The 12276-nt window shown below is 58.9% G+C and carries 8 protein-coding genes; 7 read left to right on the top strand and 1 reads right to left on the bottom strand.

The features are described 5' to 3' along the window. Nucleotides 1-218 precede the first annotated feature (218 nt). From rnr to dnaB, 7 genes are all read left to right on the top strand, one after another. Complete coding sequence (gene rnr, locus LOY43_RS02680) at nt 219-2849, top strand: ribonuclease R (RefSeq protein ID WP_095047303.1); 2631 nt, start codon at nt 219-221, stop codon at nt 2847-2849. Next, nucleotides 2846-3613 (top strand): 23S rRNA (guanosine(2251)-2'-O)-methyltransferase RlmB, encoded by a 768-nt coding sequence (gene rlmB, locus LOY43_RS02685; protein WP_095126136.1) that lies wholly within the window; start codon nt 2846-2848, stop codon nt 3611-3613. The genes rnr and rlmB overlap by 4 nt, the downstream gene beginning before the upstream one ends. A gap of 306 nt (nt 3614-3919) precedes the next feature. Further along, nucleotides 3920-4342 (top strand): 30S ribosomal protein S6, encoded by a 423-nt coding sequence (gene rpsF, locus LOY43_RS02690; RefSeq protein WP_016771938.1) that lies wholly within the window; start codon nt 3920-3922, stop codon nt 4340-4342. Nucleotides 4343-4371: 29 nt separating this feature from the next. After that, complete coding sequence (gene rpsR / locus LOY43_RS02695; protein ID WP_002551829.1) at nt 4372-4602, top strand: 30S ribosomal protein S18; 231 nt, start codon at nt 4372-4374, stop codon at nt 4600-4602. A 36-nt stretch (nt 4603-4638) separates the two neighbouring features. Further along, nucleotides 4639-5532, top strand: coding sequence for a hypothetical protein (locus LOY43_RS02700; protein ID WP_016983782.1), 894 nt, complete (start codon nt 4639-4641; stop codon nt 5530-5532). 19 nt (nt 5533-5551) lie between these two features. After that, nucleotides 5552-5998, top strand: coding sequence for a 50S ribosomal protein L9 (gene rplI / locus LOY43_RS02705; protein ID WP_003186385.1), 447 nt, complete (start codon nt 5552-5554; stop codon nt 5996-5998). Nucleotides 5999-6118: 120 nt separating this feature from the next. Continuing rightward, nucleotides 6119-7516 carry a replicative DNA helicase gene (gene dnaB / locus LOY43_RS02710; protein WP_007915846.1) on the top strand — a complete coding sequence of 466 codons (1398 nt, stop codon included), beginning with the start codon at nt 6119-6121 and terminating at the stop codon, nt 7514-7516. A gap of 42 nt (nt 7517-7558) precedes the next feature. Here the strand turns inward: dnaB and LOY43_RS02715 are convergent, their stop codons facing one another. Continuing rightward, the gene (locus LOY43_RS02715; protein WP_258709158.1) at nt 7559-12226 is read right to left on the bottom strand and encodes an NEL-type E3 ubiquitin ligase domain-containing protein; all 4668 of its coding nucleotides are present in this window, start codon (nt 12224-12226) and stop codon (nt 7559-7561) included. Between the last annotated feature and the right edge of the window lie 50 nt (nt 12227-12276).

Genomic DNA, 12276 nt, shown 5'->3' on the forward strand with positions numbered 1-12276 from the left:
TAACGCTTGTGCGTTGTCGATGGCGCGCACTATACGGAGCGTCTTTTTAACTGTAAACCCCTGTCAGCAAAAAATATGATTTTTTTTACCGGCGGTGTTCAAAACGGCTTTCAAGCGACGATACAGACCCTCATAAGGGCCTTATATAGTCGGAAATTTCCCGTTTCATGGCGCCTATGCCAAACTAACCCGCATATAGACAAGGTGAAAACTCTCTAATGGCCGATTGGCAGTCCCTCGATCCCGAGGCCGCTCGTGAAGCGGAAAAATATGAAAACCCTATTCCTAGCCGCGAACTGATCCTGGCGCACCTCGCCGATCGGGGTTCGCCTGCTGCCCGCGAGCAACTGGTCGAAGAGTTTGGTCTGACCACAGAAGACCAGATCGAAGCCCTGCGCCGCCGCCTTCGCGCCATGGAGCGCGACGCCCAACTGATCTACACCCGCCGTGGCACTTACGCGCCGGTCGACAAGCTCGACCTGATCCTCGGCCGCATCAGCGGTCACCGTGACGGTTTTGGCTTCCTGGTGCCGGATGACGGCAGCGACGACCTGTTCATGAGCCCCGCGCAAATGCGTCTGGTGTTCGATGGCGACCGTGCGCTGGCGCGTGTGTCCGGTCTCGACCGTCGCGGTCGCCGTGAAGGCGTGATCGTTGAAGTGGTGTCCCGTGCTCACGAAACCATCGTCGGCCGCTACTTCGAAGAGGGCGGCATCGGCTTCGTCGTCGCGGACAACCCGAAGATCCAGCAGGAAGTGCTGGTCACCCCGGGCCGCAACGCCAACGCGCAGATCGGTCAGTTCGTCGAGGTGAAAATCACCCACTGGCCGACGCCGCGCTTCCAGCCGCAAGGCGATGTGGTCGAAGTGGTCGGCAACTACATGGCGCCGGGCATGGAAATCGATGTCGCCCTGCGCACCTACGACATTCCGCACGTCTGGCCCGAAGCCGTTCTGAAAGAAGCGGCCAAGCTCAAGCCGGAAGTCGAAGAAAAAGACAAAGAGAAACGCGTCGACCTGCGCCATTTGCCGTTCGTCACCATTGACGGCGAAGACGCCCGCGACTTCGACGATGCTGTTTATTGCGAAGCCAAGCCGGGCAAGCTGCGCCTGTTCTCCGGCGGCTGGAAGTTGTACGTGGCGATTGCTGACGTTTCCAGCTACGTGAAGATCGGCTCGGCGCTGGACAACGAAGCCCAGGTACGCGGCAACTCGGTGTACTTCCCTGAGCGCGTGGTGCCAATGCTGCCTGAGCAGCTGTCCAACGGCCTGTGCTCGCTGAATCCGCATGTTGATCGTCTGGCCATGGTTTGCGAGATGACCATCTCCAAGTCCGGCGAAATGACCGACTACTGCTTCTATGAAGCGGTGATCCATTCCCACGCGCGTCTGACCTACAACAAAGTCAGTGCGATGCTGGAAACACCGAAAATCACCGAAGCGCGTCAGCTTCGCGGTGAGTACAACGACGTTCTGCCGCACCTCAAACAGCTTTATGCGCTGTACAAGGTGCTGCTGGCTGCTCGTCACGTACGTGGCGCGATCGATTTCGAAACGCAGGAAACCCGAATCATCTTCGGTACCGAGCGCAAGATTGCCGAAATCCGTCCGACCACCCGTAACGACGCGCACAAGCTGATCGAGGAATGCATGCTGGCGGCCAACGTGGCCACCGCCGAATTCCTCAAGAAGCACGAAATTCCTGCGCTGTACCGCGTCCACGATGGTCCGCCACCGGAGCGTCTGGAAAAACTCCGTGCCTTCCTTGGCGAACTCGGCCTGTCCCTGCACAAAGGCAAGGACGGTCCGTCGCCGAAGGATTATCAGGCGTTGCTGGCAAGCATCAAGGATCGTCCGGATTTCCACCTGATCCAGACCGTGATGCTGCGCTCGCTGAGTCAGGCGGTGTACAGCGCTGATAATCAGGGCCACTTCGGCCTGAATTATGAAGCCTATACCCACTTCACTTCGCCGATCCGTCGTTACCCGGACCTGCTGACGCACCGCGCGATCCGCAGCGTGATCCATTCGAAACAGGACACTCCGCACGTTCGCCGTGCCGGGGCGATGACCATTCCGAAGGCGCGCATCTATCCGTACGACGAGGCGGCGCTGGAGCAGCTCGGCGAGCAGTGCTCGATGAGCGAGCGCCGTGCCGATGAAGCCACCCGCGATGTGGTGAACTGGCTCAAGTGCGAGTTCATGAAAGACCGCGTGGGCGAGTCGTTCCCGGGTGTGATCACAGCGGTCACCGGTTTTGGCCTGTTCGTTGAGCTGACCGATATCTACGTCGAAGGTCTGGTCCACGTCACGGCGCTGCCGGGCGATTACTACCACTTCGATCCTGTGCATCACCGCCTGGCGGGCGAGCGCACCGGTCGCAGCTTCCGTCTTGGCGATACCGTTGAAGTGCGCGTGATGCGCGTTGACCTCGACGAGCGCAAGATTGACTTCGAGATGGCTGAAAAAACCATCAGCGCGCCGATCGGTCGCAAAAAGCGTGGTGCTGAAACCGCTGCGCCTGCTGCCAAGGCTTCGGAAGAAAAGGCTCCGGCTAAATCCGCCAGCCGTCGTCCGGCCAAGGAAAAAGCGGCAGAAGCCTATCGCCCAAGCGACGCCGTGGCGAAAAACGCCGAGCTGCGCAAAAGCCGTGAAATGAAGAAGGCTCTGCTTTCCGACGCTAAAAACGGTGGTAAAGCGGCGTCCGGGGGAAAGACCGGACGGTCGGCGCCTGAAAAGGCCTCCGGCGGCAAGCCAGCGAAACCGAGCAAACACCGTAAGGGGCCGCCAAAAGCGGGCTCCGCTCCAGCCAAAAGTGGCGGGGCACGTAAACCGAAGGCGAAGTCATGAGTCAGTTGGAAAAAATCTACGGCGTTCACGCGGTAGAAGCGTTGCTGCGTCACCACCCGAAACGCGTCAAGCAGATCTGGCTGGCGGAAAGCCGCAACGATCCGCGCGTGCAGACCCTGGTTGAGCTGGCCAACGAAAACCGTGTTCAGGTCGGCCAGGCCGAGCGTCGCGAAATGGACGCCTGGGTTGAAGGCGTGCACCAGGGTGTGGTCGCGGAAGTAAGCCCGAGCCAGGTCTGGGGCGAAGCCATGCTCGACGAGCTGCTCGATCGCACTGAAGGCGCGCCGCTGTTACTGGTGCTCGACGGCGTGACCGATCCGCACAACCTTGGTGCTTGCCTGCGTTCGGCGGATGCGGCCGGTGCGCTCGCGGTGATCGTGCCGAAAGACAAGTCGGCGACCCTGACGCCGGTCGTGCGTAAAGTCGCTTGCGGCGCGGCGGAAGTGATTCCATTGGTTGCCGTGACCAACCTCGCTCGCACCCTGGAAAAACTTCAGCAGCGCGGTCTGTGGATTGTCGGTACTGCGGGGGAGGCTGAGGTCAGCATTTATGACCAGGACCTGACTGGCCCGACCATTCTGATCATGGGCGCTGAAGGCAAAGGCATGCGTCGCCTGACCCGCGAGCACTGCGACTATCTGGTGAAGCTGCCGATGGCCGGTAGCGTCAGCAGCCTCAACGTTTCGGTTGCGACGGGCGTGTGCCTGTTCGAAGCGCAGCGTCAGCGCGGTGCAAAAGCCAAGACTACTGCCAAGAAATCCTGATCTGCTGCAAATCCCTTGTAGGAGTGAGCCTGCTCGCGATAGCGGTGCAACATTCAGCATCAAAGTTGAATGTTGCCCCATCATCGCGAGCAGGCTCACTCCTACATTGTTTTGTGGGAAGGCGAAGATCGGTGATTGTTCAAATAATCACCAATTGCCTTGCACCTCTTCTGTCCCTTCTCTACAATTGCGCCCCTTGCTGTGACGGCAGGCACGCATGTGCCCCGCGCCAGCAAGTCCATAAGTGTCATTCACTCCTTGTCTGACCGTTTTTGAGCGGCAGGCTACAACCCGTAAGGAGCATTCATGCGTCATTACGAAATCATCTTTTTGGTCCACCCGGATCAAAGCGAGCAAGTCGGCGGCATGGTTGAGCGTTACACCAAGCTGATCGAAGAAGACGGCGGCAAAATCCACCGTCTGGAAGATTGGGGCCGTCGTCAACTGGCCTACGCAATCAACAATGTTCACAAGGCTCACTACGTGATGCTGAACGTTGAGTGCACTGGCAAGGCCCTGGCCGAGCTGGAAGACAACTTCCGCTACAACGATGCAGTGATCCGTAACCTGGTCATCCGTCGCGACGAAGCCGTTACCGGCCAGTCCGAGATGCTCAAGGCTGAAGAAAACCGCAGTGAGCGCCGTGAGCGTCGCGACCGTCCTGAGCACGAAGGCGCCGAAGGCACCGATAGTGATGACAGCGACAACAGCGATAACGCTGACGAGTAATCCACGGACCTTATTAAGGAGCCTATCAAATGGCACGTTTCTTCCGTCGTCGTAAATTCTGCCGCTTCACCGCTGAAGACGTGAAAGAGATCGATTACAAAGATCTCAACACTCTGAAAGCCTACGTATCCGAGACCGGCAAAATCGTTCCAAGCCGCATCACCGGTACCAAAGCTCGTTATCAGCGTCAGCTGGCCACCGCTATCAAGCGCGCCCGCTTCCTGGCCCTGCTGGCCTACACCGACAGCCACGGCCGCTGAGACCGGGCAGTCGACAAGTAGCAAAGGATTGAATGCATGCGTGCCTTAGCTGAGTTCATCATGCGAGGCCGTATGCAGGCCACTCTCGTGGTGGCCGGATGTGCAACATTGCCGTTGTTGTATTGGTTGGGTGCTGCCGCGGGGAGCCTTGTGCTGCTGCGGCGCGGACTGACGGACGCCCTGGGTGTTCTGTCTCTGGGGCTGCTGCCGGCGTTGATCTGGTGGCTGTATGCCGATGACCCACGGGCACTTCTGGTGCTGCTGGGGTCTTCGGGGCTTGCGTTGGTTTTGCGCGCAAGTGAATCCTGGGTCCGCACGCTGCTGGTCAGCGTAGTGATTGGAGTGGTGTTTTCGGTGGTGCTCGGGGCAGCGTTTGCGGCCCAGATCGAGATGCTCGCGCAGGCCTTGATAAAGGTCATGCCGGCGCTTCTTGGTGAAACCTACAAGCAATTGTCGGTCGATGAGCAAGCGCGTTTCGCGTCCCTGATTGCACCGGTCCTGACCGGACTGATTGCGGCGCTGTTGCAGATCGTCAGCGTGCTGAGCCTGATTGTCGGGCGGCATTGGCAGGCGTTGTTGTACAACCCGGGTGGTTTTGGTCGCGAGTTTCGCGCCATCCGGATCCCGCTGGGGCCGGCGATGTTGCTGCTGGCGTTGATGCTTCTGGGCCCGAATCTCGGTGCACAGATGGCCATGTTGACGCCGTTGTGCAGTGTACCGCTGGTGTTCGCCGGACTCGCCCTGATTCACGGGCTGGTCGGGCAGAAGCGACTGGCCGGTTTCTGGCTGGTGGGGTTGTACGTCACGCTGCTGTTGTTCATGCAGCTGATCTATCCGTTGCTCGTGGTCCTGGCCATTGTCGACAGCCTGATTGATTTTCGCGGTCGTCACGTGTCGAAAGACACCGATAACGCGAACGGTGAAGGTTAAAAGTTAAGAGGATTTCCACATGCAACTGATCCTTCTGGAAAAAATCGCCAACCTGGGCAACCTGGGCGACAAAGTAAACGTTAAGGCCGGTTACGGCCGTAACTACCTGCTGCCTTTCGGCAAAGCTACCGCTGCAACTGCTGCCAACCTGGCTGCGTTTGAAGAGCGTCGTGCTGAGCTGGAAAAAGCTGCCGCAGACCGTAAAGCATCGGCTGAAAGCCGTGCTGCCCAACTGGCCGAGCTGGAAGTGACCATCACTGCCACCGCTGGCGACGAAGGCAAGCTGTTCGGTTCGATCGGTACTCACGACATCGCTGACGCACTGACCGCCTCCGGCGTTGAAGTTGCGAAAAGCGAAGTTCGTCTGCCGAACGGCACCATCCGCAACGTGGGTGAATTCGACGTGGCTGTGCACCTGCACGCCGAAGTTGAAGCCACCGTACGCGTTGTCGTGGTAGCAGCTTAAGTAACACCTGATCGGCTGGCGGCTTGTCCGTCAGACGGTTAACATCGGGCACGATCCTGTTTACAGGTCGTGCCCTTTGTCTTTCTGAACTCCCTGTTTTTCCAAATTACACAAGTGGCCATGAACGATATCTCCGCTCCCGAGCAATACGATCTGCAAACCGCTGCCCTGAAGGTGCCGCCGCATTCCATCGAGGCCGAACAGGCTGTACTCGGTGGTCTGATGCTGGACAACAACGCCTGGGAACGCGTGCTCGATCAAGTCTCCGACGGCGATTTCTATCGACATGACCACCGTCTGATTTTCCGTGCGATCGCCAAGCTGGCCGATCAGAACATGCCGATCGACGTGGTGACCCTGTCTGAACAACTGGACAAGGAAGGCCAGACCTCGCAGGTCGGTGGCCTCGGTTACCTCGGTGAACTGGCGAAAAACACGCCGTCCGTCGCCAACATCAAGGCCTATGCGCAGATCGTTCGTGAGCGAGCGACGTTGCGCCAGTTGATCGGCATCAGCACCGAAATCGCCGACAGCGCCTTCAACCCCGAAGGCCGCACCGCCGCCGAGATTCTCGACGAAGCCGAACGCCAGATCTTCCAGATTGCCGAGGCCCGGCCAAAAACCGGCGGCCCGGTAGGTGTGAATGACTTGCTTACCAAGGCCATTGATCGCATCGACACCCTGTTCAACACCGACAACGCCATCACAGGCCTGTCCACCGGCTACACCGACCTCGACGAGAAGACCAGTGGCCTGCAACCGTCCGACTTGATCATCGTCGCCGGCCGTCCGTCGATGGGTAAAACCACCTTCGCGATGAACCTGGTGGAAAACGCCGTGTTGCGCAGCGAGAAGGCGGTTCTGGTGTACTCCCTCGAGATGCCAGGCGAATCGCTGATCATGCGTATGCTCTCCTCGCTTGGGCGCATCGACCAGACCAAAGTGCGTTCCGGCCAATTGGAAGACGATGACTGGCCGCGCCTGACTTCGGCGGTCAACCTGCTCAACGACCGCAAGCTGTTCATCGATGACACTGCCGGCATCAGTCCGTCGGAAATGCGTGCGCGGACCCGACGTCTGGTGCGTGAACACGGTGATGTCGGCCTGATCATGATCGACTACCTGCAACTGATGCAGATTCCCGGTTCCAGCGGTGACAACCGCACCAACGAAATTTCCGAAATCTCGCGATCCCTGAAAGCGCTGGCCAAGGAATTCAACTGCCCGGTGGTGGCGCTGTCGCAGCTCAACCGCTCCCTCGAACAGCGTCCCAACAAGCGCCCGGTGAACTCCGACTTGCGCGAATCCGGAGCGATCGAGCAGGACGCCGACGTGATCATGTTCGTGTACCGCGACGAGGTCTATCACCCGGAAACCGAACACAAAGGCATCGCCGAAATCATCATCGGCAAGCAGCGTAACGGCCCGATCGGTTTTATCCGCCTGGCCTTTATCGGCAAATACACGCGCTTCGAAAACCTCGCGCCGGGCAGTTACAACTTCGACGACGACGAGTGACAGCAGGCCGAAGTTCATCGGCCTGCTGCGACGCTGTATCGATTACAACGTCGCGCCAGTCGCGACCGGGGTTTCCTGCGCGGGCGTGACGTTGGCAGAAGCCGCCTCGATTGTTGTTCGAGGCTGCAATTCCTGCCGCGTCAGCGTTTGGATCAATGTCGCTTCGACGATCGCCAACTGCGCCGTCACATCATCGGTTTGCGATTTGTATTGAGCTTCGCTCAGCAGTCTTTGTGATGACTGGCTGTCGAGAATTTCCTGCCGATCCTGAAACGGCTGGCGACTCGCATCGAATTGCGCCTGGTATTTGTGAATGATGAAGTCCTGCCAGAAATTCATCGACACCAACGCCTGAAACTCTTCAGGCGAGCCATTCAGCGTCGAAATTTTGCGATACGCCGCATCCAGCATTGCCGGGGTAACGCCGGCCATGCCGATAAACGTGAGTGCCTGTGGCTGAAACGGCAATTGCAGCCGATCCCTGAGACCAAAGCGGTAGGCCATGGTCATTTCATGGGGATCGCGTATGCGCAGGTTGTGGCTGTTTCGCAGCTCCCGGGAGGTTGCCGGATCGTCAATGATCGCCCTGCTTGAAGCGATCTCTGCCGCTGCGATGTCGTCGACCTGTTTGAGCCGGAACAATCCTTTGGACAGCGCCACCAAGGGGGCGCCATTCATATCGAGCCTGGCCTGTATGCGCGCCTTGTGAGTCATGGCCAGGACCTGCAGATCGGTGAAGGTGGCTGCGGCAAGGTCAGTGCAGCCGGCTTCGCACGCGCGATCGAACAGTTCTCGACGCAAGGTTCGCGACTGTGGATTGTCTTGACTGATGACATCGATCACGTCCCAGACCTGGCGCCGGAAGTCGGCATGGTGCGCACGGCTCGCGAGGATGTTGAAGAAGCCGTCTGAGCCTTGCTGCTCGCGCAACGTGCGCCATTGAGTGTTTCTGGCGATCGCTTGATCAGCGGGTAGTCCACTGGTCCAGATCGGAGCGGGGTCTGCGGCTGCCCTTGCAATGGGGCGTTGTGCCAAGGGGAATGACGTTGTGAACAGGTTGAATCTGTTGTGAAGCCCGGTTTGGGCTTCGTCCAGTTGTCTGCGATAAACGCCCATTTGTATCCGCGTCTCATCGGTAATCGGATTATTCGTCAGTAACGTGCCACTGTTCACCTGGACCGAATGCGCCAAGCGCTCCGGGGGCGGAGCAGTGACAAAGTCAGGAATCGTGGTGATCTGATTGTTGCTCAGATCGATCCGGGTCAGCAGGGGTTGATCAAACAGCCCGGTTGGCCACTGCGTGATGCCGGTGTTCGCCAGGGTGACCTCGCGCATATCGGTGATCAGGCTGAAATCTGGCATCACACCGAGTTGGGGATTGTTGTCGATCCAGAGTGCTCTGAGCGTTGTGCGTCCGGCCAGTATCCGCGCCGTTTCTGCATTGAGTTCAAGTTGGTTGTGCTGCAGGAACAGGCGCGTCATCCCGTGCATTTCTCCTACTGCCGGGGGCAAGTCCCTGAGGCGATTGTTCGACATGTCCAGCCAGCGCACATGACGAAAACGGGTGAGGAAGCCTTCCGGTGACTCCGTCAGGTTCATGCCGCTCAATCTGAGTGAACCCACATGGCTGAAGTCGATGCTCAGATCCGGCAGGGTCGGCAAGGTCAGGCCGCTCAAGTCCAGTTCCAGACCGATCGGTGTGCCGTCGAAAGCATGTTTTTGCGCCGTCTCGCGGCGCCAGCAACTGATGATCCGATCCCGCGCTGCAGTGCGGTCATTACGGGTGGTGGCGTTGATTTGCAGCTGATTGGCACGCACGTAACGCAGGCGGTTGCCGCCCCCGGAAAAGACCCAGTCGTCGAGCTGGGTTTTCAGAAGATCGAATTCTTGTTCCAGCGCGAGCAAGCGTGGTGCCACGGTGCCTTTGTCATGATTCCAGATGAACTCCCTGCACTCCTTGATGGTTTTGCTCGGGAACAGGTTTCGATAACGCTGCGCCCTGGAGTCTTCGCTATCGAATACGGCGGGATGGGCCGGCTCCATCAGCTCGGGGTGAGACTCTTTAAGGCGTCGCCAGTAGCCGTCGAATTTTCGCCAGTACACGGAGGGGAAGTCGTTGCCTTCAAGGCGCGTGACATTGTTGATCCGCGCGACGACAGCCAGCGTCTCGGGTGTCGGGTTGAAATTGGCCTGGGGAACCTCGCTCAAGCGATTGTCGCGCAGGTCCAGGTGGTTCAAAGCGGTTTTGTCGAGCAGCCCGGCAGGCCACTGACTGAGGCCCGTGTTTTTCAGGTTCAATGCCTGCAACCCGGACATGGCGCTAAAGTCGGGCACTGCCCGCAGTTGATTGTTGGACAGATCGATCTGTTTCAACTGGTGCAATGCACCGAGTGCCAAAGCGCTTTGCTCATCCAGTTTTATCTGGTTTGAACTCAGATCCAGATAGTTGAGTTTGTCCATCTCGGTGATTTTTTGCGGCAGTTTATCGATGCCGGAGTTAACGATGGTCAGGCTTTCCAGATTGGGGCAATTGGACAGAAGCGTATTGGCGGTGTCCGACCAGGTTACCGAGTCGAGACTGAGGGATTTGATGTGACTGAAATCCACGGTTAGCAGGGGTAATGGACCGTACAGCGGTGGCAGTTTCAGTACGCCGTCCGATTCGCCCAGCCAGCAGCCTCTGATGATTCTTGCCAGGCGGGTAGCGTTGACTCTTTCCGGGCCCATGGCTTGGGCCGGGCCGGGTTGGCTGTCGGCGATGTAGGCCTGCAGTTGCGTTTCCAGTAACTCGAAACCGGCAATGCGTCGCGCGATCTGCTCTTCGGCGCCATCACCCAGGGCGAGCAAATATTCCCTGGCGGCTTGCGGATTCTTGTCTGGATACATACGCCGCACCATCGCCACTTCGGGAATATCGCCATCCAGTCTGAACGCGTCTGCGCGGGAGCCCGTGCGCATCGCCGGATAGTCGGTCACTACGCGGCGCCAATAAACCTCAAGCGTTCGCCAGTAACCGGCCGGGAAGGGGTTGCCTTCAATCAGGGTGACCGAGTTGATACGGGCGATCGCCAGCAGTTCATTGTTTGACGGGTCAAGGATCGGCTGTGGAATTTCGCGCAGTTGGTTATGGCGCAAGTCGACCACGTCCAGTGCCACCTGATCGCGTAAACCGCTGGGCCAGTGATCCAGTCCGGTGTTGCTCAGGTTCAATGACCGAAGTTGCGACATGCCGCGAAAGTCCGGGACTCTGCCAAGCGGGTTGCTCGACAGGTCGAGGTGTTCAAGCTGCTTGAGTGCGCCCAGTTTTACTGCTGCCTGCTCATTGAGCTGGATTCGGTTCGAGCTCAGCTCCAGAGCCTTGAGAACGGTCATCGGCGCGATATCGGACGGCAATTTATCCAGGGTGGAGTGAGTCACCGACAGTTTCTCAAGGTTGGGAAAACTGCCAAGGAAGGTATCGGCGGTGTCCGACCAGGCGACCGCTTTCAGCTCCAGAGTTCTTACATGGCTGAAATCAGCCGTCAGCGGCGCAAGGATTGCCTCTCCCAAATCAAGTTTCAGCGTCGTCCCCGTCTGCCGTTTCCAGCAACGTTTTATTTCTTCTACAGCACGCTCCACCGCGGGATGTGCAGCTTCGTTGGGGGCCTGTGAGGATGTCTTCCTGATCCAGGAAGCGAGATCCGCCTTGAGCGCCCTGTAACTGGCCTCGCGTTGGGACAGATAGCCGCGGACGTCATCTCCGTGCGAATGCAGAAGCCGGGTGATCTCATCGCTGTCGAGGGCCGGGAAGAGCTTTCGAGCGCGGGACTCTGGCGTGCGCAAATGATTGATCGCGCTGGCAAACCGTTGCAGCAGGCCAGGATGCGCGGGGCTGCCTGGCTCGCTGCGGAACATGCCGCCGGCACCCCCGACCGCCGTTCCCAGCCAGCCTTCGCGAGCATCGTAAATGATCGGCTCCGAGCGCCCGGGGCGTGTAGCGATGTAGGTATTGGTGCTGTCGCTGGCCACCGGGTCTTGCGCACGGACGATACGCATCACCGCTGTTGACGGGGTCGAGGCATCGGTGTCGTGCAGAACCTGATAACTGTGGTTGTCGATCACCGCATAGAGTTTACCGTTGAGCCGGTGAAGGCCATCGCTGCCCTTTTGAATGCCGCTGAAATCCAGTGGCGTGCGGAAAGCTTCCAGGCGGCTGCTCGACAATGGCACACCGATCGGCTCGAAGTGTTCCAGCTCATGCCAGAGTCCCGCGCTGGAGTCACGCAGCAGCACGGGCCCCGAGGGGCTGGATTCGCTGGGCAGCCGGGCCCGATACAGCCCTGTTTGCGCATCTTTGCCGAGCAGCACGATGCCGCCGGGTACATCGGCATATTGGCGGCCCTTGTGCGTTCTCAAGCCGTCAGCGTTGCGATCCGACAAACCGCTGGCCGTAGGCACCCAGTAGTGTTCCAGGGACTGGCTAGCCGCACGCGGATTTTCAATCGGCAACGCGGGTCGATGAATGGTGATGCTCGGAGCCGGCTCGATCGCGTCGATATCGGCTGGCGTTGGTAAGCGGCCCGGTCGTGGTGTTTGCCCACCGGGTATCGAGACCTCTAAATCTGTGCGCGGTGGCAGGTCGAGGCGCGGGGTGTCCACGTCTGGCACAGCGTTTTGGCGAACCGGGGGATTGCCGGAATTGTTGCCTCTGGGGGGCGATTTAACGGGCATGTCTTTCTATCCTTGCAGGTTTGCGCATCAGTTCGCCTGAACGGGAGCTG

The organism is Pseudomonas sp. B21-041, from assembly GCF_024748675.1.
Classification (GTDB): Bacteria; Pseudomonadota; Gammaproteobacteria; order Pseudomonadales; family Pseudomonadaceae; genus Aquipseudomonas; species Aquipseudomonas neuropathica.

Excerpts from the sequence above, each read along its gene's own strand:
- rnr (WP_095047303.1), top strand. The coding sequence starts at position 219 with ATGGCCGATTGGCAGTCCCTCGATCCCGAGGCCGCTCGTGAAGCGGAA.
- LOY43_RS02700 (WP_016983782.1), top strand. The coding sequence starts at position 4,639 with ATGCGTGCCTTAGCTGAGTTCATCATGCGAGGCCGTATGCAGGCCACT.
- dnaB (WP_007915846.1), top strand. The coding sequence starts at position 6,119 with ATGAACGATATCTCCGCTCCCGAGCAATACGATCTGCAAACCGCTGCC.
- rplI (WP_003186385.1), top strand. The coding sequence starts at position 5,552 with ATGCAACTGATCCTTCTGGAAAAAATCGCCAACCTGGGCAACCTGGGC.
- rpsF (WP_016771938.1), top strand. The coding sequence starts at position 3,920 with ATGCGTCATTACGAAATCATCTTTTTGGTCCACCCGGATCAAAGCGAG.
- LOY43_RS02715 (WP_258709158.1), bottom strand. The coding sequence starts at position 12,226 with ATGCCCGTTAAATCGCCCCCCAGAGGCAACAATTCCGGCAATCCCCCG.
- rpsR (WP_002551829.1), top strand. The coding sequence starts at position 4,372 with ATGGCACGTTTCTTCCGTCGTCGTAAATTCTGCCGCTTCACCGCTGAA.
- rlmB (WP_095126136.1), top strand. The coding sequence starts at position 2,846 with ATGAGTCAGTTGGAAAAAATCTACGGCGTTCACGCGGTAGAAGCGTTG.